Origin of the sequence: Candidatus Mycobacterium wuenschmannii, from assembly GCF_030252325.1 — a bacterium.
Classification (GTDB): Bacteria; Actinomycetota; Actinomycetes; order Mycobacteriales; family Mycobacteriaceae; genus Mycobacterium; species Mycobacterium wuenschmannii.
On the sequence record NZ_CP126981.1, the window covers coordinates 422490 to 445085 of the forward strand.

Below are 22596 nucleotides of genomic sequence, written 5' to 3' on the forward strand. Positions count from 1 at the left end.
CCAGTGAACCCAGGCCTCGTCATTGTCGACAAGCCGGCCGGTATGACGAGTCATGACGTGGTGGGCCGATGTCGGCGCATCTTCAAGACCCGTCGGGTCGGGCACGCCGGCACGCTGGACCCGATGGCGACCGGGGTGCTGGTGATCGGCATCGAGCGCGCGACCAAGATCCTCGGCCTGGTCACCGAGACGTCGAAGTCCTATGCGGCCACGATTCGGCTCGGCCAGTCCACGTCCACCGAAGACGCGGAAGGCGATATCACCCAACAGGTTTCGGCCCGCGGGGTCGCGGACGGGGCGATCGAGGCGGCGGTCGCGGAACTGCGCGGCGACATCGAACAGGTCCCGTCGGCGGTCAGCGCGATCAAGGTCGATGGGCAACGCGCCTACCGGCTGGCCCGGGAAGGCCGGGCGGTCGAATTGCCCGCACGGCCCGTGACGATCCACCGGTTCGACGTGACAGGGGTGCGTCGTCACGATGAACTCGTCGACGTCGACGTCGAGGTGGACTGCTCGTCGGGCACTTACATCCGCGCCCTGGCCCGCGACGTCGGTGCGACGCTGGCGGTGGGCGGTCATCTGACGGCGTTGCGCCGTACCGCAGTCGGTCGGTTCGGTATCGACGTGGCCAGGTCGCTTGACGATCTCTCCGAAAAGCCGCAATTGAGCGTGACTCTCGACGATGCTTGTCTGGAACTGTTCCCGCACCGGTCACTCTCCGGCGACGAGGCCGATTCGGTAGCCAACGGGCGGGCCCTTGGCCCGGCGGGCATCGACGGCGTCTACGCCGCGCACACCACCGACGGGCGGGTCATTGCGCTGCTGCGCGACGAGGCTTCGAGGACGAAGTCGGTGGTCGTCATCAGGCCGGCAAATCTATAACGACACAACGGCCGGTGCGGTCCGGTAACATTCTCAATGGAATGTAAGTGTTGCGGCAAGGGTCAGGCGGTAGGGCAGGTGGCGGAGGTCGGCGAAAGACGGGTCCGGCGCACGCAGGCGGAGCGCAGCGCCGCCATGCGGGCGCGCCTGCTCGACGCCACGATCGAATGCCTGGTCACCTACGGCTACGCCGGCACCACCACGCCCCGCGTTGCCGAACGCGCCGGCGTCACCAGGGGAGCGCAGATCCATCACTTCCGTTCCAAGGAAGACCTGGTGGTCGCCGCCATCGAGCACCTGGCGCAACAACGGGTGCAGACCGCGATGCGCGAGTTCGGCCGCGTGGAAGACAGTAGCGATCCGATCTCGACGGTGCTGGATTTCCTCTGGGAGTCCCACCAGGGCCCGATGTTCGTTGCGACCGTTGAGCTTTGGGTCGCGGCGCGCACCGACCCCGTGCTGGCCGCCCACGTCGAGCGGGTGGAGCCGTTGGTCAACGGCACGCTGATCTCGGCGATCGCCCAATTGGTACCCAATCACGCCGCGCGGAAAGACCTGCGCAACTTCGTGTACACGGCGATGGACGCGCTGCGGGGAATTCTGCTGGCGAGCTTTGTCGATCGCGATTCGGCCCGCGCCCGCCGGCGGTGGGATCGCGCCTGCGACCAGCTGCGGCCGATCGTGGCCGGCCTGCTCGCCGCCGACTACGTGGACTGAATCCCCCCCTCGCACTCACCACGAAACGCGCCGAACGCTGCCCTTTTGCAAAGATACAATCAGGTGTGTATGTTTTGAACTCGAGGCGCAGTCGGATCAAGGGAGCGTGATGTCACACAAGGTCTACGTCATCGGTGTGGGGATGACGAAGTTCGAAAAGCCGGGCCGCCGGGAGAATTGGGACTATCCGGACATGGCGCGGGAATCGGGCACTAAGGCGCTCGAAGACGCCGGGATCGACTACGCGGAGATCCAGCAAGGCTATGTCGGCTACGTCTACGGCGAGTCGACCTCGGGCCAGCGGGCGCTCTACGAGTTGGGTCTGAGCGGCATCCCGATCGTCAACGTCAACAACAATTGTTCGACCGGGTCGACCGCGCTCTACCTTGCCGCGCAAGCGATTCGCGGCGGGCTGGCCGATTGCACGATTGCGCTGGGCTTCGAGAAGATGAAGCCGGGTTCGCTGGAGTCGACCTACGACGACCGCACCAATCCGATGGAAAAGCACATCATGGCAATGGCCGAGATATCCGAGGTGCTGTTCCCACCGGCACCGTGGATGTTCGGCGCCGCCGGCCGCGAGCACATGCAGCAATACGGCAGCACCGCAGAGCATTTCGCGAAGATCGGCTACAAGAACCACAAGCATTCGGTCAACAACCCGTACGCACAGTTCCAGGAGTCCTACTCGCTGGACGACATCCTCGGCGCGCGAATGATCTACGACCCGTTGACCAAGCTGCAGTGCTCGCCGACCTCGGACGGCTCCGGCGCGGCGATCCTGGCCTCGGAGGCGTTCGTCGACAAGCACAACCTGGCCGGCCAGGCGGTGGAGATCGTCGGGCAGTCGATGACGACGGACTTCAAGAACAGCTTCGACGGCACCTGCAAGGGGCTGATCGGCTACCACATGAATGTGCACGCCGCGCAAAGCGTTTACGACCAGTCCGGCCTCGGTCCCGAGGAGTTTCAGGTCATCGAGTTGCACGACTGCTTCTCGGCCAACGAACTGCTGCTCTACGAAGCGCTAGGGCTGTGCGCTGAAGGTGAGGCGCCCAAGCTGATCGACAACGGCGACGTCACCTACGGCGGCCGGTGGGTGGTCAACCCGTCCGGCGGCCTCATCTCGAAGGGTCACCCGTTGGGCGCCACCGGGCTGGCGCAGTGCGCCGAGCTCACCTGGCAGCTGCGCGGCACGGCCGACAAGCGACAGGTCGACAACGTCACCGCCGCACTGCAACACAACATCGGACTCGGCGGCGCGGCCGTCGTCACCGCATACCAGCGGGCCGAACGCTAAAACACACCCGACAACGACGAAAGGCAACAACCATGGGACACATCGAAGCAACCCGCGACTTCTCCGCCAGCCAGGACGCACTGTGGGCGACCGTCAGCGACCTGGCCAACTGGGACAAGTGGTTCACCGTGCACGAGAAGTGGCTCGAAGGCCCGCCCGACTCCCTGACCGAGGGCGCCAAGCTGACCGCCAAGATCGTCATGCTCGGCATGGCCAACAAGATCGAATGGACGATCGAAAAGGTCGACGCGCCGCGTTCGCTGGTGCTCTCCGGCACCGGAATGGCCGGCGTCAAGGCCAAATTCACGTTCGCTATCGATCCGGCCGAGAGTGGTTCGAACTTCGCCGTGTCCGGTGACTTCGAGGGCGCGATGATCAAAGGCGCACTCGGTAAGGCCGTCGAGAAGGACGGCGCCAAGCAGCTGGCCAAGACGCTCGACCAGCTCGACGCGCTGGCGTCAGCCTCCGCGTAGGGGTCACTCCATGACCGAGACTTTGGAATTCGACGACAGCGGCCTGGACAGCTGGACCGACGAGGAGCGTTTCGAGGTGACCCGGGAGCGGCTGGCCGAGTACGCCGCGGCCACCAACGACCCGATCGACGCGCACCGCAGAGGGGACGTTGCGCCGCCGGTTTTCGCGATCGTGCCGGTCTTCGAGGCGCTGCTCACCCCGGCGGTCGACGTAATGCCGGTCGAGGCCATCCCGCGAGTCGTGCACGGCGAGCAGGACTTCCACTTCCACCGGCCGATCCGCCCGGGCGACAAGCTTGTCTCGCGCGGCAAGATGATCGGTTACCAGGGGCTGGAGAAGGGCACCCGGGCGGCGATCCTGCTCGAATGTCGCACCGAGGACGGCGAACTGGTCAACGAGCAGTACGTCACGACGTTCGTCCGCGGCATGACGGTGGGCAAGACGATGGGCACGCTGAGCCCCGAGCACAAGTTCGACGCCGCGCTTCGCGACCAGGCCCCGGTGGCCAAGGTCGTCCAGCACGTCGACACCGACCAGACCTTCCGCTACTCGCCGGCGGCCGGTGACCCGATGCCGATCCACCTCGACGAAGAGGTGGCGATCAGCGCCGGCCTGCCGGGAATCATCGCGCACGGGCTGTGCACCATGGCGTTCACGTCGTGGGCGGTGCTCACCGAGCTGGCCAGTTCGGATGTCAACCGGCTCAAGCGGTTTGCGGTCCGGTTCTCCAAGCCCGTGATTCCCGGCGACGACCTGGAGACCCGGATCTGGCGGGTCGGCAGCGAGAACGGCTCCACCACTTACGCATTCGAAACGGCCAGAGGTGCTGATTTCGTCATCACCGACGGCCTGGCCGTCCTGGCCGACTGACACAAGGAGTTTTACTACAATGGGTGCATTGGAAGGCCGCGTCGCGGTCATCACCGGTGCGGGCCGCGGCATCGGCCGCGAGCACGCACTGCTCTTCGCCAGGGAAGGCGCCAAGATCGTCGTCAATGATCTCGGCGGCAGCAACGAGGGCGAGGGAGCCGACACCGGCCCTGCCCACGAGGTGGTCGAGGAGATCAAGGCGGCAGGTGGACAGGCCGTCGTCAACACCGAGAACGTCGCCACCTGGGCCGGCGCGGAAAGCGTTGTGCAACAAGCGATCGACGAGTTCGGCGGCCTCGACATCCTGGTCAACAATGCCGGGATCCTGCGTGACGCGTTCATCGCGGGCATGGAGGAAGCGCAGTGGGACGCGGTGATCGCGGTCCACCTGAAGGGGCACTTCGCGATGCTGCATCACGCGGCGGCGTACTGGAAGGCCCAGTCGAAGGCCGGCGACCAGCCCAACGCCGCGGTGATCAACACCGCGTCGGGTTCCGGTGTGACACTGCCGAATGCGGGCCAGGCCAACTACGGCTCGGCCAAGGCGGGCATTGCCGCGCTGACACTGATCGCCGCCGAGGAACTCGAGCGCTATGGCGTCCGGGTCAACGCAATCGCCCCGATTGCCCGCACCCGGCTCACGCTGGCCACCCCCGGCATGGGTGCGCTGATGTCCGAGCCGGAGGACGGCGAGCTCGACCTGTTCAGCCCGGCCAACATCTCGCCGCTGGTCGCCTACCTGGCCACCGACAAGTGCCCGATCACCGGCAAGGTGTACGCGGTTCAGGGCGGGGCGATCTCGTCGCTGGGCGGCTGGCACGACGTCGACACGATCGAGACCGACGGCCCCTGGCTGATCGACGACATCGCCACCCGGCTGCCGCATTGAGCTGGCCGCTCTAGGCAAAGGAGCACAACATGTTCGAATGGTCCGACACCGACCTGATCATGCGGGACACCATCCGCGGATTCATCGACAAGGAGGTTCGCCCGAATATCGACGCGCTGGAGACCGGTGAAATTTCGCCGTATCCGATTGCGCGCAAGCTGTTCACCGAGTTCGGTCTCGACGTGATGGCCGCCGAGGCGGTCAAGACGATGCTGGACAAGGAGCGGGCCAAGCAGGAGGCCAAGCACGAGGGGAGCGGCGAGAAGAAGTCCTCCCGCGGATTCGCCGGCCTCGGTGCGCAGGGGTCGATGGCGGCCGTGCTGGTGTCCGAACTCGCCGGGGTGAGCCTCGGTCTGCTCAGCGCGGTCGGGGTGAGCCTTGGCCTGGGCGCCGCGACGATCATGAGCCGCGGCACCTTGGCCCAAAAGGAGCGCTGGCTACCAGAACTCATGACGCTGGAGAAGATCGCGGCATGGGCGATCACCGAGCCCGACTCCGGCTCCGACGCGTTCGGCGGCATGAAGACGTACGTGCGGCGCTCCGGCGACGCAGATGGGGCCTACATCCTCAACGGGCAGAAGACGTTCATCACCAACGGGCCGTACGCGGACGTGATGGTGGTCTACGCCAAGCTCGACGACGGATCGACCGACAAACGCAACCGCCCGGTGCTGACGTTCGTGCTGGACGCCGGCATGGCGGGCCTGACCCAGGGCAAGCCGTTCAAGAAGATGGGCATCATGTCGTCGCCGACCGGTGAGCTGTTCTTCGACAACGTCCGGCTCTCGCCCGACCGACTGCTCGGCGAGACCGAACAGCACGAGGGCGGCGACGGGCGGGACAGCGCCCGGGCCAACTTCTCCGCGGAGCGCATCGGCGTCGCGCTGATGTCGCTGGGCATCATCAACGAGTGCCACCGGCTCTGCATCGACTACGCCAAAACCCGCACGTTGTGGGGCAAGAACATCGGCCAGTTCCAGCTGATTCAGCTCAAGCTGGCCAAGATGGAAGTCGCGCGGATTAACGTGCAGAACATGGTGTTCCAGACGCTGGAAAAGGCTCAGGCGGGCAAGATGCCATCGCTGGCCGAAGCCTCGGCGATCAAGCTGTACTCCTCGGAGGCGGCCACCGACGTCGCGATGGACGCCGTGCAGCTGTTCGGCGGAAACGGCTATATGGCCGAGTACCGGGTCGAGCAACTGGCCCGCGACGCCAAGTCGCTGATGATCTACGCCGGCAGCAACGAGGTGCAGGTGACGCATATCGCCAAGGGGCTGCTCGCCTGATGGGCCCGCGGGCACAAGGGTTGCGGCGTAGGTCGTTTGCTGCACTGGACGGGCTGTCGTATCTTCCGTTCGCGCGCACGTCGTTCAACTTCATGCTCGACGGGTTGCTGGCGCGCCAGGCGATGCTCGCCCGATTGCGCCCGGTCGCCGACTACGCGATAGCGCGCAGCAGTCCGCCGGTGCCGGGGACCCGGGTACGACCCGGACCGCCCGGGATTCCGGGCGAGTGGGTCTGGCCGCCGGGCGCGCGCCGCGATGTCGGCGTGATGCTGGTGCTACACGGCAGCGGCTACCTGATCTGCTCGGCGCGCACCCACCGCGGGTTCGCGTCGAGGGTCGCCAAGCACGCCGGCATGCCCGCCTTCGTGATCGACTACCGGCTCGCGCCCGAGCATCCGTTTCCGGCGGCCGAGGACGACGCCGTCGCCGCGTACCGCTGGCTGCTCGAGCAGGGTCACGACCCGGCGAGGATCGTGGTGGCCGGCGATTCCGCGGGCGGCCACCTCGCCATCGCACTTGCGTTGCGCGCCAAGGCAGAAGGGTTGCCCGCGCCGGCCGCGCTGGCGTTGTTCGGGCCATTGATCGATCCGGCGTACCGCGCCTCGATCGCCGATCCGCGGACCCGGCGTCAGCCGCTGGACCCGCGGGCGGCGGCGCGGGCCGTTGCGCTGTACGTCGGCGACTTCGATCCCGCCGACCCCCGGCTCTGCCTGTTGAATGCGGACCTGGCCGACTTGCCCCCCACCCAGGTGCATTACGGGTCCCGGGAGGTGATGCGAGCCGACGCCGAGGCATTCGCGCAGCTGGTGCGCGAGACCGGCGGACGCTGTGAAGAGGTGCTGTGGCCGGGGCTGATGCACGGCTACTGGCTGTGGCCGCGACAGGACGACGGCAGCCTGGAGAGCCTGAAGGTCGCGGGGGAGTTCCTGCGTTCGACGGTCACACCGGCAGACTCGCCCTCATGAGCGCGCTAGACGACATCCGCACCCGCTTAGCCGCGGCCCGGGTCCTCGCCTCGCGCGGCATGGTCGACTTCCGTCGCCCTGACGAGGCGGTGCGCGCCTTCCGGGCGATCCGCCGTTTCGGCGCGTTCGGCGGGCTGATTGGCCACGGCGCGGCCCGCTACGGCGACGCGCCTGCCATCACCGACGATCGCGGCACCGTCAGCTTTCGTGAGCTCGACGAGGCGTCCAATGCGCTGGCACGTGGCTTGGTGGCCAAGGGAATTCGGGCAGGCCAGGTGATCGCGACACTGCATCGCAACAGCCGCGAGGTGATGGTCACCGTCAGCGCGGCCAACAAGATCGGCGTCCGGACCGTGCTGATGAACACCGGCTTCGCGGGTCCGCAGTTGGCCGATGTATCCGCGCGGGAGAACGTCAGCTGCATTCTGGTCGACGACGAGTTCGACGACCTCCTGGCGACACTGCCGACGGAAACCCTGCGGTTCACCAGTAGCCGGTTACACGAACTGACCGACACCCAGTCGACGTCGCCGCTGCCCGCGCCGCGGCAGCCGGGCGGCATGGCGCTGCTCACCAGCGGAACCACCGGCACCCCGAAAGGTGTGCCGCGCAACAAGATCGACCCGTCGCAGTCCGCGCAGCTGCTCGACCGCATCCCGTGGCCACGCGACGGCGCCTACTACATCGCCGCGCCGCTGTTCCATGCCACCGGCTTGGCGACTTGCTCGCTGGGTCTGGTGATGGGCAACCGGGTGGTGATGGCACGGCGCTTCGACCCGGAGTCGACGCTGAAGGCCATCGCCGAATACCGCGTGCGGGCAGTGGTGTTGGTGCCGACCATGCTGCAACGCATTCTCGACCTGGGGCCCGACGTGCTGGCCAAGTACGACACGTCGGCACTGGAAGTGCTGTTCGCGGCGGGCTCGTCGCTGTCGCCGGCGCTGTGCCGCCGCACCCACGAGGCTTTCGGGCCGGTGCTCTACAACCTCTACGGCTCCACCGAGGTCGCGGTCGCCGCCGTGGCCACACCCGACGAACTGCACAGCTCCCCGGGTACGGTCGGCCGGCCGCCGGTCGGCTGCACCGTCGTGCTCTACGACGAGAACCGCCGCCCGATCACCGAGCCCGGCAAGGTTGGAACCCTGTTCGTGTCAAGCGGTTTGAGCTTCACCGGCTACACCGACGGCGGGAACAAAGAGATCGTCGACGGGTTGCTGTCCACCGGTGACACCGGCCACTTCGACGAGACCGGGCTGTGGTTCATCGACGGCCGCGACGACGACATGATCGTCTCCGGCGGCGAGAACGTCTTTCCTCTGGAGGTCGAGAACCTGCTCGCCGAGCACCCGGACGTCGTCGAGGCATCGGTCGTCGGCGTCGACGACGAGGACTTCGGCAAACGACTGGCCGCCTATGTGGTCAGCCGGCCCGATTCGGGGCTGGACGCCGACGCCGTCAAGTCGCATGTCCGCGCTCACCTGGCCCGGCACAAGATCCCGCGGGACGTGGTCTTCATCGAGCGTCTGCCCCGCAATGAGGCCGGCAAGGTCCTGCGAAGGCAACTCACGGGCAGCTAGGAGTCGACGCCGTGTCTGAAGATGTCAAATCGCCGTCTGGTTCGCGCATTCCTCTTCGGCCCCGGCGGCCGTAGCGTCATGAAGATGAGCCGGAGTCTGCGCGACAAGGTCGTGGTGATCACCGGCGCGGCCCACGGGATCGGTGCCCACGTTGCGCGGGATCTCGTCGGCGCCGGCGCGCGGGTGGCGCTGCTCGATCGCGACGTCCCGGGCGCCCAGCGGCTGGCGGCCGAACTCGGCTCCGCCGCAGCGGCATTCGACGCCGACGTCACCTCGGCGGACTCGGTGCACGCGGCATTGGCCGCCGCCGCAGAACACTTCGGGTCGGTGGACATCGTGCTTGCCAACGCCGGAGTCGCCGGGCCGGGATCGTCGGTGGCCGCGGTCGACCCGGACGAGTGGCGGAAGGTGATCGATGTCAACCTGATCGGCGCCTTCCACACCCTGCACGCCGCGCTGCCGCACCTCAAGGCCAGCCGCGGCTACGCGATGGTGGTCGCCTCGATCGCCTCGGTGATCCCCGGTCCGTTGGTGAGCGCGTATGTGTCATCCAAGGCCGGCGTCGAATCGTTGGTGCGTGCGGCGCGCATCGAGGCGGCCGGCGACGGGGTCGGCCTCGGCATCGCGTACTTCGGTCTGATCGACACCGGGTTGGCGAACGAGATCGTCGACCGGTCGGGTCTCGGGCACATCCTGCCCGGGCCCTTCGGTGCCATGGCCCCGGTCGAGGTGGCCGCCGGCGCCATCACCAAGGGACTTGCGGGGCGCGCACGACGGGTTTACGCGCCCTGGTGGGTCGCGCCGATGCTCGACCTTCGGCCGCTGTTGTTCCTTGTGGATCGACTGCTCGCGGTCCTGCCGAGCGTTCGCCGCGCAGTCCGCGCCGATCAGGTGAAGGGAGTTCGCTGATGTCACAACGACATCCGTCGGTGGGGATCATCGGCGCCGGTATGTCCGGCATCTGCCAGGCGATCCTGCTGCGGCAAGCCGGCGTCACCGACGTGACCATCTACGAGAAAGCCGGCGACGTCGGCGGAACCTGGCGCGACAACACCTACCCCGGCTTGTCCTGCGACGTCCCGTCGCGGTTCTACCAGTTCACCTTCGCGATGAATCCGGGCTGGACGCACCTCTTTTCTCCTGGGCCCGAGATCCACGACTACTTCGAGGCGATCACCGACCGCTACCGGCTGCGCGAGATCATCCGCTTCGGCGTCGAGATCGTCGACGCGCAATTCGCCGACAGCCGTTGGTATCTCACCACCAATGCCGGCGAACGGGTCTCGCACGACTTTCTGGTCGCGGCGACCGGTGTGCTACGCGAGCCACGTGTGCCCGCGATCAATGGACTGACTTACTTCGAGGGGCCCGTCATGCATTCCGCACGATGGGACCATTCCGTCGACATGACCGGGAAGCGGGTCGCCGTCATCGGCACCGGGTCGACCGGAGCGCAGATCGTCTGCGGGCTGGCCGATTCCGCGGGGCGCCTAGACCTCTTCCAGCGCAGCGCCCAATGGATTCTGCCGTTGCCGAATCCCCATTACCGGCGCTGGTCGCCGCCGATTCATCGTCGGGTGCCGAGGCTGAGTGCGCTGGCGTATTACGTCTACCACCTGGTGTTCGAGTGGCTGGCCGGCGCTCTGGTGCGACCGGGCTGGCGACGCCGGTTCATGAATTTCTGCTGCCGTGCCAACCTGCGGTCGGTCCGCGACCCCGACCTACGCCGCCGCCTCACCCCGGACTATCAGCCGATGTGCCGGCGCCTGATCATGTCCGCGGGCTTCTACCCGGCCATGCAGCGCGACAACGTGCACCTCGTCGACGCCGGCATCGACCATGTCGAACGACGCGGAATCGTCACGGCCAGCGGCGAATTGCGTGAACTCGATGCGATCGTGCTGGCCACCGGTTTCGACGCGCACGCCTTCATGCGGCCGATGGCGTTGACCGGCCGCGACGGCCTGACGTTGCAGCAACTGTGGGACGAGGGTCCCAGGGCGCATCTGGGCGTGGCGCTGCCGGGTTTCCCGAACTTCTTCATGCTGATGGGCCCGCACAGCCCGGTCGGCAACTACTCGCTGACCGCGATCGCCGAGGCGCAGGCCAACCACATCGTCAGGTGGATCAAGCGTTGGCGCACCGGTGAATTCGACAGCGTCGCGCCCACCCACCGCGCGACCGACGACTTCAACGCGAGCATGAAGCGGGCCATGCCGGGCACGGTGTGGGCCACGGGGTGCACCAGTTGGTATCTCGGTGCCGACGGGCTGCCCGAACTCTGGCCGTGGACCCCGCACGAGTACCGGCAGCGACTGGCCGCCACACCTGACATCAACGACTACGACATCAAGACCATGGTGAGGACCGCATGAAAGCAACCGTGCACGGCCGCGTCGTGGCGATCACCGGCGGCGCCCGGGGAATCGGCCTCGCCACCGCCAGGGCCTTCGCGGCGGACGGAGCCAAGGTGGCGATCGGCGATCTCGACGCCGATCTGGCCAAGCGGGCCGCCGCGGACATCGACGGCGATGTGATCGCGCTACCGCTCGATGTGACTGCGCCGGAATCGTTTTCCGCGTTCCTCGACGACGCCGCACGCGCGCTCGGCCCGCTCGACGTCATGGTCAACAACGCGGGCGTGATGCTCACCGGCGAATTTCTCGACGAGTCGACGGCCGCTCAGGACAAGATGATCGACATCAATCTTCGTGGGGTGATGTTGGGCTGTAAGCTCGCGGCCGCACGCTTCATTCCCCGCGGTGGCGGGACGATCGTCAACGTGGCGTCGATGGCCGGCGTCGCCGGGTTCCCCGGGGTGGCCACCTACTGCGCGACCAAGTTCGGGGTGGTGGGTCTGACCCACGCGTTGCGTGAAGAACTGCGCCCGCACCGAATTCAGGTCTGCGCGATTCTGCCGGGCGTGGTGCACACCGAACTGTCGGCCGGCATTCGACTGTCGCCGGCGATCGAGAATTTCGTGTCGGTCGAACCCGAAGACATCGCGATCGCGGTCGTCGCCGCCGCGTGCAATCACAAGGCGATGTCGTTCGTGCCGCGGCGCATGCAGATGCTGCTGCGGACCGCATTTGTGATGCCGGAGCGGCCGCGTCGCTTTCTCGCCCGTGTCACCAAGACCGAGCAGGCCTACCTCGCGGTCGACCAGGCTACCCGGGATGCCTATCACGCCAGGGCAGTTGCCGCTGCAGGGCAGCGCGAGCCAGGGGAGCGGCCAACCGCATGACGTCGGCGTAGCGGGTGGGGAGCATCGTCGTGGCGACGAGAGTCAGCCGTGCGTCGAGGCCGACCAGGATCCGCGCGTGGCCCCGAGCGACACCGCGATGAATTGTCTCGGCGGCCTGCTCCGGTGAGGTCAGCGCGATGGCCGAGAAGTTCTGATGGAACTTCTCCAGGTCCGGATCGCCCAACGGGTCGACCCGGACACGGCCCTTGCGGGTGATCGGCGTCCGCACCCCGCCCGGATGTACCGTGATGGCCCGCACGCCGGTGCCGTGCAACTCCTGTCGCACCGCCTCGGTGTAGCCGCGGACCGCGAATTTCGCTGCGCAGTAGGCGCTCTGGCTGGGAAATGCGCAGAGCCCGAAGATGCTCGACAGATTGACGACTGCCCCGGATCCCTGATCGATGAGATGCGGCAAGAAGGCCCGGGTGCCGTGTGCGACGCCCCAGAAGTTGATGTCCATCAACCACTTGTCGTCGTCGTAGTCGGCCTGCGCGGCCCATTGGGTGAGTACCACCCCGGCGTTGTTCACCACCATGCCAAGTCGTGACGGGGACCAGCCGGCGACATCGTCGGCCCAGGACAGTTGGGCGTCACGGTCGCGGACGTCGAGAACCCGGGTTAGCACCGGTGTATCTACCGCCGCCGCAGTCTCTTTCAGTCCGGCCTCGTCCCAGTCGGAGAGCGCCAGTGCGCAACCGTGCTCGGCCAGGCGCACCGCAAGCGCGCGGCCGATGCCGGACGCGGCGCCGCTGATCACCGCCGTGCGGCCGGCGACCGGCACGCGTTCCTTCATGAGCGTCGCCGAATCACCATGGGAAGGCCACCTTTCGGGCGCAGCGTGGTGAAGCCCTCCTCGGTGACCACATGACCGGGCACCGGATCCAGCAGGAATCGCTGGCTGGTGGCCGCGGCAATCATCGTGGCCTCCAGCAAGGCGAACTGCGTACCGATGCAGATGCGCCGACCACCACCGAACGGGACGTACGCCGCCTTCGGTCGGTCGGCGGCCGCGCATAGGAAACGGCTGGGGTCGAAACATTCTGGCTCCGGCCAGAATTCGGGATTGCGATGCAGCCGGTGCGTCAGCACGACCACGATCGTCCCCCGGGGGATGTGGTAGCCGTTCAGGTCGTCGTCGGCGGTCGCCCGCCGCATCGACAGGTACACCGGCGGGTGGATTCGCATCGCCTCGGAGAAGCAGGCTCTGGTCCACGGCAGGCGGTCGACATCTTCGTATCCGGGGGTACGGCCGTCCAGCACGGCGTCCACCTCGTCGAGCATGCGGGCGCGCGCCTCGGGGTTCTGCGACAGTAGATGCCAGAACCATGCCATCGCCGTCGCGGTGGTCTCGTGGCCGGCCGCGAGGAAGGTGGCCGACTGCTCCAAGACCTCGCTGCGCGAGAGGTGTTGTCCGGTAGCCTGATCCCGCGCGGCCAGCACCAGGCCGAGAAAGTCCGTGGGCTGATCTTCGGGATCGCGTTGCTCGATCCGCTTGGTGATCATCGCGTCAAGTTCGCGCAGGCGGTGGGCGATGCGCCGGGCCCGCCAGTGCGCCGAGGCGGCCGAGGCCATGTCCATCCCCGGCAATGCCTGCAGCAGCCAGGTCACCGGCGAATTGCCCACGCGCAGCATGTCTTCGAGGGCCTGCGTCAGGCCATCGCCGATGGTGGCCACCTCCTCGTCGGAAAGGTGCGTGCCGAACATCGTCTCGGCGGCGATCTGCAGTGCCACCACCATCATCTCGTGGGCCACGTCGATCCGAGCGCCGTCCGGGTGTGCCGCCCAGCCGTCCAGCATCAGACCCGCCTGGTTGACCATGCTGCTGGTGAAGACCTCGAGATGGCGGCGGGCGAACATCGGATTGAGCATGGCGCGGTCGCGTTTCCACCGATCCCCGCGGCTGGTCACCAGCCCGCGGCGCAGGCCCAGCGCGGGCACGTCGTACTCCTCGCCCTTGACGTAGATGTCCTGCTTGCGCAGAAAGACCTGCTCGACGTCCTGGGGGCGGTCGACCAGCACTAGATTGACCACCCCGGGGACGCGCATCCGGGCCGGCGAGCCGGTCTCCTCGAACAGCACATTGAGCGCCGGCACCATGTCACGCCGTGCGGTCCGCAGCAGGCGCGGAAGGGCGGTGAGCGGCAGCTGCCGGGGCCGGGTGAGCGTCGTATCCAGCGTCATAACGCGACATTACGAAGCCTCACGGTGCGCTGGAATGATCGGTACGGACGCCGATTTGATACGTTCGGACACATGCTGGTCGACGAAGACCATCAACAGGCCGAATGGGACGTTCCACGGCCGGTGGCGACGTGCCGGCACTTGCTGGCGGCGGCCCGCCTGCATGACATCGATGCCGCGGTCTGTCTCGGTGACACAGGCCTGACCGTCGCCGACATCGACGACAACGCCACCGAGGTGCAGGCCGGCCAGGAGCTGCGCATCTTGCGTAATATCCTTGCCCGCGTTGATGATTCGCACGACTTCGCCCGCGACGTCGGGCTGCAGTACAACTTCGCGAACATGGGGATTCTCGGTTACGCGTTGCTGGCCAGCCCCACGATCGGCGATGCGATCAACGCCGCGTGCCGCTACGCCGCGCTGTCGTCCACTTTTCTGCGGCTGACCCGCCACGACAACGACGAGGGCGCGGTCATCGAATTCGACAACAGCCACGTTCCGACCGACGTTCGCGAATTCATGCTCGAACGCGATATGTATGCGATCACCAACCTGGCGCCGTTGCTGGTCGGCCAGATGAAGTCCGACGTGATGCTCACCGTCGAGGTTCCCGGCTTCGAGCTGCCGCTGGACCGGCTCGAATTCCCCAGGCTGACAATCGAAATCGATACCACGTCGCAACGCAGCGCGATCGTCATCCCGGTCGAGGTGTTGCAGCTCGGGATGCCGGCCGCCGACGCCGCGACCGCCCAGGCCTGCGTTCAGCAGTGCGAAGACCTGTTGCAGGCCCGCCGTCAGCGCCGCGGGACGGCCGCGCTGGTGCGCGCCCGGCTGATCCGCGACCCGGGCCGGTTGCCGTCGATGGCCGAGATCGCACGGGAGTTCTCGATCACCGAGCGCACGATGCACCGTCGACTTGCCGCGGAGCACACCAGCTATCGCGCGCTGGTCGACGAGGTCCGGGTGACGCTGGCGTCCGCGCTGCTGGAGTCCGGCCTCACGGTCGAGGAGACGGCCCGTCAGCTCGGGTATTCGGAAACCGCGGCATTCACCCGCGCGTTCATCCGCACGCAGGGCGAGCCGCCCAGTAAGCGCCGCAGACGCTAGCCGGCGACCATCCAAATCGCCTGAGCGGCAGGGCTTCCCAGATCCACCGTGGTGGGTCCACCGTCGGCCGACTCCACCGTCACCGAGATCATCCCGGCGAATTCGCGGCGGGTGAGCACCTTGAGCCGCGAGTCGAGGCTGATGCCGATGCTGTCGAAGTAGCGCAGCATCTCGGGATCCTTGTCGGAGATCCGCGCGACCGTGCCGGCGTCGCCGTCGGCGCAGGCCCACAGCTGACGCGCGGGCGGAGTCGGCACCTGCCCGTCGGAACCCGGTATGGGGTCGCCGTGCGGGTCGCGCTGCGGGTGGCCGAGCTTGGCGTCGATGCGAGCGATCAGCCGGTCGGACACCGCATGCTCCAGCACCTCGGCCTCGTCGTGCACCTCGTCCCAGCCGTAGCCGAGCTCGGTGACCAGAAAGGCCTCGATCAACCGATGGCGGCGGACCATCGCCAACGCGGCGCGGCGCCCCGACTCGGTCAGCGTCACGGCGCCGTACTTCTCGTGGTCCACCAGGCCCTGCTCGGCGAGTTTGCGGATCGACTCCGAGGCCGTGCTCGCGGATACCCCGAGCTTGTCGGCCAGCATTTTGGTGCTGACCTTGTCCCTCGACCACTCCTGGGCATTCCAGATGACCTTGAGGTAGTCCTGGGCAACCGCGGTGAGCTCGTTCGACTCGTCAGCAGGGCGCACAACGAAAGTTTAAGCAATCCTCACCTGGTCTGCGGCTCTCGCACGACCTCGCGCTACCTGGCCCCGTAGGCTTGCAGGCGTGCAACGGTGGCGCGGCCAGGACGAGATCCCCACGGATTGGGGCCGATGTGTGCTGACCATCGGCGTGTTCGACGGACTGCACCGCGGGCACGCGGAGTTGATCGAACACGCGGTCAAGTCGGGTCGCGCCCGCGGAGTGCCGACGGTGTTGATGACGTTCGACCCGCACCCGATGGAGGTCGTGCACCCCGGCAGCCACCCCGCACAGCTGACCACGCTCACGCGGCGCGCCGAACTCGCCGAGGAGTTCGGCATCGACGTCTTCCTGGTCATGCCATTCACCACGGCCTTCATGAAACTCACGCCGGAGCGCTACGTGCACGAACTGCTGGTCGAAGACCTGCATGTGGTCGAAGTGGTCGTGGGAGAGAACTTCACTTTCGGCAAAAAGGCGGCCGGCACCGTCGAGACCCTGCGCAGCGCCGGCGCGCGCCTAGGGTTCGCGGTCGAGGCCATGTCGCTGGTTTCCGAACACCACAGCACCGAGACCGTGACGTTCTCCTCGACCTACATCCGCTCCTGTGTCGACGCCGGTGACGTGGTCGCCGCCGCCGAGGCGCTGGGCCGCCCGCATCGCGTCGAGGGCGTGGTGGTGCGCGGCGACGGGCGGGGCACCGAGATGGGATTCCCCACCGCCAACGTCGCCCCGCCGATGCACTCGGCCATTCCGGCCGACGGCGTGTACGCCGCGTGGTTCACCGTCCTGGGCCACGGACCGGTGACCGGCAGCGTGGTGCCGGGCGAGCGCTACCAGGCCGCGGTGTCGGTCGGCACCAACCCGACCTTCTCCGGACGCACCCGCACCGTCGAGGCCTTCGTCCTCGACACCGACGCCGACCTGTACGGACAGCACGTGGCGCTGGACTTCGTCGCGCGCATCCGTGGGCAGGAGAAGTTCCGCTCGGTGGACGACCTGGTCGCCGCGATGGGCAAAGACACCAAGAAGGCCCGCAAGCTGCTTTCCGCCAGCTGAGCTGCCAATTCTTGCCCCTGGTCGGGGCGCTGTTAGACTTCCCGGCGATACGGCGCGTGCTGCAGTTCGCGGTGGCGGCTGCTGAATGAATGTTCGCGGACCTATTGATGGAGATATTTCGTGGCGCTTACCGCCGAGCAGAAAAAAGAAATCCTGGGCTCCTACGGCCTGCACGCGACGGACACCGGTTCGCCTGAGGCGCAGGTTGCCCTGCTGACCAAGCGGATCGCCGACCTCACCGAGCACCTCAAGCAGCACAAGCACGACCACCACTCGCGGCGCGGACTGCTGCTGCTGGTCGGTCGCCGTCGCCGGCTGCTCAAGTACGTCGCCCAGGTCGACGTCGAGCGCTACCGCTCGCTGATCGAGCGGCTCGGCCTGCGCCGCTAACAGCCGGCCGCGGTATCGCCGGGCTGTGAGGAATCAGCAGGTCGGCGTGTAGAGTCATAGACGTTTTGGGCCCTTCGGCCCGAGCAAGGTGCGGCGCGCGCGATCCGCGCGCACCGTTCCAGCGAGGCACAACAGGACTTCGAAGGAAGACAAGTCTGTATCGCGCGGTCTTCGGTAGTGGCTGCCGAACGCCCCGAATCCGGGGTAGGTCGGCCGCTTCGATCGACGGCCGTCGCCGCACTCAGACGCTCAACCTTCTGAGAACCTCCCCGGTTTCATGCGTGCCTGCGCGAAATAGCTGAATAAACCCAGAGAGGCTGCACGGACGCATATGTCTGCTGCTGAAATTGACGAAGGCGTGTTCGAATCGACCGCCACCATTGACAACGGGAGCTTCGGCACCCGCACCATCCGTTTCGAGACCGGCCGGCTGGCCAAGCAGGCCGCCGGCTCCGTCGTCGCCTACCTCGACGACGAGACCATGCTGTTGTCGGCCACGACCGCCAGCAAGAGCCCCAAGGACCACTTCGACTTCTTCCCGTTGACGATCGACGTCGAAGAGCGGATGTACGCCGCGGGCCGCATCCCCGGCTCGTTCTTCCGCCGCGAGGGCCGTCCCTCCACCGACGCGATCCTGACCTGTCGTCTGATCGACCGCCCGCTGCGGCCGACTTTCGTTTCGGGTCTGCGCAACGAGATCCAGGTCGTCATCACGGTTCTGAGCCTGGACCCCAAGGACCTCTACGACGTTCTGGCGATCAACGCCGCGTCGGCGTCGACCCAGATCTCGGGTCTGCCGTTCTCCGGCCCCGTCGGCGGTGTGCGTGTCGCGCTGATCGACGGCCAGTGGGTCGCCTTCCCGACCGTCGAGCAGCTCGAGAACGCCGTGTTCGACATGGTGGTCGCGGGTCGCAAGGTCGACGACGACGTAGCGATCATGATGGTCGAGGCCGAGGCCACCGACAACGTGATCGAGCTCGTTTCCGGCGGCGCGGGAGCGCCGACCGAGAGCGTGGTCGCCGAGGGCCTCGAAGCCGCCAAGCCGTTCATCGCCGCGCTGTGCACCGCGCAGCAGGAGCTGCACGACGCCGCGGGCAAGGAAACCGTCGAGTACCCGCTGTTCCCGGACTATCAGGACGACGTGTACTACTCCGTGGCCTCGGTGGCCACCGACGAGCTCTCCAAGGCGCTCACCATCGCCGGCAAGGAAGAGCGCGACGGCCGTACCGACGAACTCAAGGGCGAGGTCCTCGAGCGTCTCGCCGGCACCTACGAGGGCCGCGAGAAAGAGATCAGCGCGGCGTTCCGTTCGCTGACCAAAAAGCTTGTGCGCCAGCGCATCCTGTCCGACCACTTCCGCATCGACGGCCGTGGCATCACCGACATCCGTGCGCTGGGGGCCGAGGTCGCCGTGATCCCGCGGGCCCACGGCAGCGCGCTGTTCGAGCGCGGCGAGACCCAGATCATGGGCGTCACCACCCTCGACATGGTCAAGATGGCCCAGCAGATCGACTCGCTGGGACCGGAGACCTCCAAGCGCTACATGCACCACTACAACTTCCCGCCGTTCTCCACCGGTGAGACAGGCCGCGTCGGTTCGCCCAAGCGTCGCGAGATCGGCCACGGCGCGCTGGCCGAGCGGGCACTGATGCCCGTGCTGCCCAGCGTCGAGGAGTTCCCGTACGCGATCCGTCAGGTCTCGGAAGCGTTGGGCTCCAACGGATCCACCTCGATGGGCTCGGTCTGCGCCTCGACCCTGTCACTGCTGAACGCCGGTGTGCCGCTGAAGGCCCCGGTCGCCGGTATCGCGATGGGCCTGGTGTCCGACGATGTCGAGGTCGACGGCAAGACGGAGCGTCGCTTCGTCACGCTGACCGACATCCTCGGCGCCGAGGATGCCTTCGGCGACATGGACTTCAAGTGCGCCGGCACCAAGGACTTCGTCACCGCGCTGCAGTTGGACACCAAGCTCGACGGCATCCCGTCGCAGGTGCTGGCCGGTGCGCTGGCGCAGGCCAAGGACGCGCGCCTGACCATCCTCGAGGTGATGGCCGAAGCCATCGACGAGCCGGACGAGATGAGCCCGCACGCGCCGCGGATCACCACGATCAAGGTGCCGGTCGACAAGATCGGTGAGGTGATCGGGCCCAAGGGCAAGATGATCAACTCGATCACCGAGGAGACCGGCGCGCAGATCTCCATCGAGGACGACGGCACCGTGTTCGTCGGCGCCAGCAACGGCGAGGCGGCCCAGGCCGCGATCGACAAGATCAACGCGATCGCCAACCCGCAGCTGCCCAAGACCGGCGAGCGTTTCCTCGGAACCGTGGTCAAGACCACCGATTTCGGTGCGTTTGTCTCGCTGCTCCCGGGCCGCGACGGGCTGGTGCACATCTCCAAGCTCGGCCGTGGCAAGCGGATCGCGAAGGTCGAGGACGTGGTGAGCGTCGGCGACAAGTTGCGTGTCGAGATCGCCGACATCGACAAGCGGGGCAAGATCTCCCTGGTCCTCGTCGACGAAGACGCCGCCGCTGACGGCGGTAACGGCGACGCTGCCCCCAGCTCGGAGACCGCGCCTGCCGATGCCGCGACGGCCAGCAGTTAGTCCCGCGACTCAGCCGTTACGCCGCGGCCGGCACTCTTCTGAGCCGTCCGCGGCGTTCCGGCGCACCACCCTTCCCGGCGGCCTGCGGGTCGTCACCGAATACCTGCCCGGCGTGCGCTCCGCGTCGGTCGGCGTGTGGGTCGGCGTCGGATCGCGCGACGAAGGCGCGACCGTTGCCGGCGCGGCACATTTCCTGGAACACCTGCTGTTCAAATCGACTCCGACCCGCAGCGCGGTCGACATCGCCCAGGCGATGGACGCCGTCGGCGGTGAGCTGAACGCGTTCACCGCCAAGGAGCACACCTGCTACTACGCGCACGTGCTGGACAGCGATCTCGCGCTGGCCGTCGACCTGGTCAGCGACGTCGTGCTCAACGGACGTTGCGCCGCAAGCGATGTCGAGCTCGAACGCGACGTTGTTCTCGAAGAGATCGCGATGCGCGACGACGACCCCGAGGACGCGCTGGCCGACCAATTCCTGGCCGCGCTGTTCGGCGATCATCCCGTGGGCCGTCCGGTGATCGGCAGCGTGCAGTCGGTGTCGTCGATGACGCGGGCCCAGCTGCACTCGTTCCACCAACGGCGCTACACGCCCGATCGGATGGTCGTCGCGGTGGCCGGCAACGTCGACCACGACGACGTCGTGAAGTTGGTGCGTGAGCATTTCGGGCCGCGACTGGTCCGCGGCCGGCACGCGATCGCGCCGCGCAAGGGCGCGGGCCGGGTCACCGGTCGCCCACGCCTGACCACGGTCAACCGCGACGCCGAGCAGACCCACGTCTTTCTCGGGGTGCGCACACCGGGCCGGCACTGGAAGCAGCGCTGGGCGTTGTCGGTGCTGAACACTGCGCTCGGCGGCGGCCTGAGTTCCCGCCTGTTCCAACAGGTTCGGGAGTCTCGCGGGCTGGCGTACTCGGTGTACTCGTCGCTGGACACGTTCTCCGACGCGGGCGCGCTGTCCGTTTACGCCGCCTGCCTGCCCGAGCGCTTCGACGAGGTGATCCGGGTGACCGCAGACGTGCTCGCCGAGGTGGGTCGCGACGGGATCACCGAGACGGAATGCCGGATCGCGAAAGGCTCGCTGCGCGGCGGTCTGGTGCTCGGCCTGGAGGACTCCAGTTCGCGGATGCACCGCATCGGTCGCGGCGAGCTGAATTACGCTGAGCACCGCAGCATCGACCGGACGCTGCAGGAGCTCGACGAAGTCACCCTGGCGGAGGTCAACGCGATCGCGCGCCAACTGCTCACAAAGCCCTACGGCGCAGCCGTTCTGGGCCCACACACATCGAAAAAGTCCCTGCCGCAACAACTTCGGACAATGACAAGGTAGCGCAATGGTACTGGGCTTCTGGGATCTGGACGTGCCGATCGTGGGCGCACCGATGGCAGGCGGGCCCGGCACACCCGCGCTGGCAGCGGCGGTGTCCAACGCCGGTGGTCTCGGATTCCTGGCTGGCGGCTACATCAGCGCCGAGCGTCTTGCCGATGACATAACCAAGGCGCGCGCCGCGACGACCGGTCCGATCGGCGTCAACCTCTTCGTGCCACAGCCCAGCGTCGCCGACGTCATCGCGCTGGACCACTACGCCGAGGCACTCGACGCGTTGGCCGAGCACTACGACGTCGAGGTCGGCTTCCCGCAGTTCGGGGACGACGACGGCTGGGAGCAGAAGCTCGAGGTGATCGCCGACCTTCGGCCCGAGTTGGTGTCGTTCACCTTCGGTGCGCCGTCACCGGACGTGCTGCGCTGGTTCGGGGCACTGGGCATGCTCCTCTACATCACCGTGACGTCGGCCTACGAGGCCGGGGTCGCCGTAGCGGCCGGTGCGGACGGCCTGGTCGTGCAGGGGCCCGACGCGGGTGGCCACCGTGGCACGTTCGCGCCGGACATGAGCCCCGGCACCGAACCGCTGACGGAACTGCTGGACCGCATCGGCCACGCCCACGATGTGCCCCTGATCGCCGCCGGCGGTTTGGCGACCGCCGAGGACGTCGCCGCGGTGCTACGACGGGGAGCGGCCGCCGCGCAGATCGGCACCGCGCTGCTGCTATCCGATGAGGCCGGCACCAACGCCGCGCACCGCTCGGCGCTCGGGCATCCGCAATTCGATACGACCGTTGTCACGCGGGCGTTTTCGGGTCGTTACGCCCGCGGACTGGCGAACGACTTCACCCGGATGATGGATCAGATTGCGCCGCTGGGCTATCCGGAGGTCAACCAGATGACCTCGCCGATCCGCCGGGCCGCCGTAGAAATCGAGGACCCGCACGGCACCAACCTGTGGGCGGGCACCGGCTACCGCAAAGCTCAGACCGGGCCGGCCAAGGACATCGTCGACGCCCTCGGCCACGGCTGAGCCTTC

General features: G+C 67.3%; 21 protein-coding genes. 18 read left to right on the forward strand and 3 right to left on the reverse strand.

Going from position 1 to position 22596, the window contains the following annotated elements:
* Nucleotides 1-42: 42 nt before the first annotated feature.
* The 12 genes from truB (at nucleotide 43) to PT015_RS02200 (ending at nucleotide 12204) form a co-directional block, all read left to right on the forward strand.
* Complete coding sequence (truB, locus tag PT015_RS02145) at nucleotides 43-882, forward strand: tRNA pseudouridine(55) synthase TruB (RefSeq protein ID WP_285190882.1); 840 nt, start codon at nucleotides 43-45, stop codon at nucleotides 880-882.
* A 135-nt stretch (nucleotides 883-1017) separates the two neighbouring features.
* On the forward strand, nucleotides 1018-1599 hold the full coding sequence (locus tag PT015_RS02150) for a TetR/AcrR family transcriptional regulator (RefSeq protein ID WP_285190884.1): 582 nt from the start codon (nucleotides 1018-1020) through the stop codon (nucleotides 1597-1599).
* Between the two features lie 109 nt (nucleotides 1600-1708).
* Nucleotides 1709-2899: a lipid-transfer protein gene (locus PT015_RS02155; RefSeq protein ID WP_285188493.1), complete on the forward strand. Its 1191-nt coding sequence runs from the start codon at nucleotides 1709-1711 to the stop codon at nucleotides 2897-2899.
* Nucleotides 2900-2931: 32 nt separating this feature from the next.
* Nucleotides 2932-3372, forward strand: coding sequence for a type II toxin-antitoxin system Rv0910 family toxin (locus PT015_RS02160; protein ID WP_285188494.1), 441 nt, complete (start codon nucleotides 2932-2934; stop codon nucleotides 3370-3372).
* Between the two features lie 10 nt (nucleotides 3373-3382).
* Entirely contained in the window at nucleotides 3383-4243 is an 861-nt protein-coding gene (locus PT015_RS02165; protein WP_285188495.1) for a MaoC/PaaZ C-terminal domain-containing protein, read from the forward strand.
* Between the two features lie 19 nt (nucleotides 4244-4262).
* The gene (locus PT015_RS02170) at nucleotides 4263-5132 is read left to right on the forward strand and encodes an SDR family oxidoreductase (protein WP_285188497.1); all 870 of its coding nucleotides are present in this window, start codon (nucleotides 4263-4265) and stop codon (nucleotides 5130-5132) included.
* Between the two features lie 29 nt (nucleotides 5133-5161).
* Complete coding sequence (locus PT015_RS02175) at nucleotides 5162-6418, forward strand: acyl-CoA dehydrogenase family protein (protein WP_285188499.1); 1257 nt, start codon at nucleotides 5162-5164, stop codon at nucleotides 6416-6418.
* On the forward strand, nucleotides 6418-7383 hold the full coding sequence (locus PT015_RS02180) for an alpha/beta hydrolase (protein ID WP_285188501.1): 966 nt from the start codon (nucleotides 6418-6420) through the stop codon (nucleotides 7381-7383). The genes PT015_RS02175 and PT015_RS02180 overlap by 1 nt, the downstream gene beginning before the upstream one ends.
* Nucleotides 7380-8960, forward strand: a complete 1581-nt coding sequence (locus PT015_RS02185; protein ID WP_285188502.1) for an acyl-CoA synthetase — start codon at nucleotides 7380-7382, stop codon at nucleotides 8958-8960. The genes PT015_RS02180 and PT015_RS02185 overlap by 4 nt, the downstream gene beginning before the upstream one ends.
* A gap of 84 nt (nucleotides 8961-9044) precedes the next feature.
* A complete protein-coding gene (locus tag PT015_RS02190) occupies nucleotides 9045-9869 on the forward strand; it encodes an SDR family NAD(P)-dependent oxidoreductase (RefSeq protein ID WP_285188503.1) in 825 nt (274 codons plus the stop codon).
* On the forward strand, nucleotides 9869-11335 hold the full coding sequence (locus PT015_RS02195; protein WP_285188505.1) for a flavin-containing monooxygenase: 1467 nt from the start codon (nucleotides 9869-9871) through the stop codon (nucleotides 11333-11335). Before PT015_RS02190 ends, PT015_RS02195 begins: the two co-directional genes overlap by 1 nt.
* Complete coding sequence (locus PT015_RS02200; protein WP_285188506.1) at nucleotides 11332-12204, forward strand: SDR family oxidoreductase; 873 nt, start codon at nucleotides 11332-11334, stop codon at nucleotides 12202-12204. Before PT015_RS02195 ends, PT015_RS02200 begins: the two co-directional genes overlap by 4 nt.
* On the opposite strand, the gene PT015_RS02205 is transcribed toward PT015_RS02200, so the two are convergent.
* Nucleotides 12128-12997 carry an SDR family NAD(P)-dependent oxidoreductase gene (locus tag PT015_RS02205; protein ID WP_285188507.1) on the reverse strand — a complete coding sequence of 290 codons (870 nt, stop codon included), beginning with the start codon at nucleotides 12995-12997 and terminating at the stop codon, nucleotides 12128-12130. The genes PT015_RS02200 and PT015_RS02205 overlap by 77 nt on opposite strands.
* A complete protein-coding gene (locus PT015_RS02210; protein WP_285188508.1) occupies nucleotides 12994-14385 on the reverse strand; it encodes a cytochrome P450 in 1392 nt (463 codons plus the stop codon). Before PT015_RS02210 ends, PT015_RS02205 begins: the two co-directional genes overlap by 4 nt.
* Before the next feature lie 72 nt (nucleotides 14386-14457).
* Here PT015_RS02210 and PT015_RS02215 point away from each other — a divergent pair, with 72 nt between their 5' ends.
* Entirely contained in the window at nucleotides 14458-15492 is a 1035-nt protein-coding gene (locus tag PT015_RS02215) for an AraC family transcriptional regulator (RefSeq protein WP_285188509.1), read from the forward strand.
* Here the strand turns inward: PT015_RS02215 and mntR are convergent.
* A complete protein-coding gene (mntR, locus tag PT015_RS02220; protein ID WP_285188510.1) occupies nucleotides 15489-16184 on the reverse strand; it encodes a manganese-binding transcriptional regulator MntR in 696 nt (231 codons plus the stop codon). The genes PT015_RS02215 and mntR overlap by 4 nt on opposite strands.
* A 79-nt stretch (nucleotides 16185-16263) precedes the next feature.
* Between mntR and PT015_RS02225 the strand changes: the two genes are divergently transcribed.
* From PT015_RS02225 to PT015_RS02245, 5 genes are all read left to right on the forward strand, one after another.
* Nucleotides 16264-17238 carry a bifunctional riboflavin kinase/FAD synthetase gene (locus PT015_RS02225; RefSeq protein ID WP_285188511.1) on the forward strand — a complete coding sequence of 325 codons (975 nt, stop codon included), beginning with the start codon at nucleotides 16264-16266 and terminating at the stop codon, nucleotides 17236-17238.
* 120 nt (nucleotides 17239-17358) lie between these two features.
* Nucleotides 17359-17628: a 30S ribosomal protein S15 gene (gene rpsO, locus PT015_RS02230; RefSeq protein ID WP_067332662.1), complete on the forward strand. Its 270-nt coding sequence runs from the start codon at nucleotides 17359-17361 to the stop codon at nucleotides 17626-17628.
* A 331-nt stretch (nucleotides 17629-17959) separates the two neighbouring features.
* Nucleotides 17960-20233, forward strand: a complete 2274-nt coding sequence (locus PT015_RS02235) for a polyribonucleotide nucleotidyltransferase (protein WP_285188512.1) — start codon at nucleotides 17960-17962, stop codon at nucleotides 20231-20233.
* Complete coding sequence (locus PT015_RS02240) at nucleotides 20211-21563, forward strand: M16 family metallopeptidase (protein ID WP_285188513.1); 1353 nt, start codon at nucleotides 20211-20213, stop codon at nucleotides 21561-21563. The genes PT015_RS02235 and PT015_RS02240 overlap by 23 nt, the downstream gene beginning before the upstream one ends.
* Nucleotides 21564-21567: 4 nt before the next feature.
* Nucleotides 21568-22590, forward strand: a complete 1023-nt coding sequence (locus PT015_RS02245) for a nitronate monooxygenase (RefSeq protein WP_285188514.1) — start codon at nucleotides 21568-21570, stop codon at nucleotides 22588-22590.
* Nucleotides 22591-22596 lie beyond the last annotated feature (6 nt).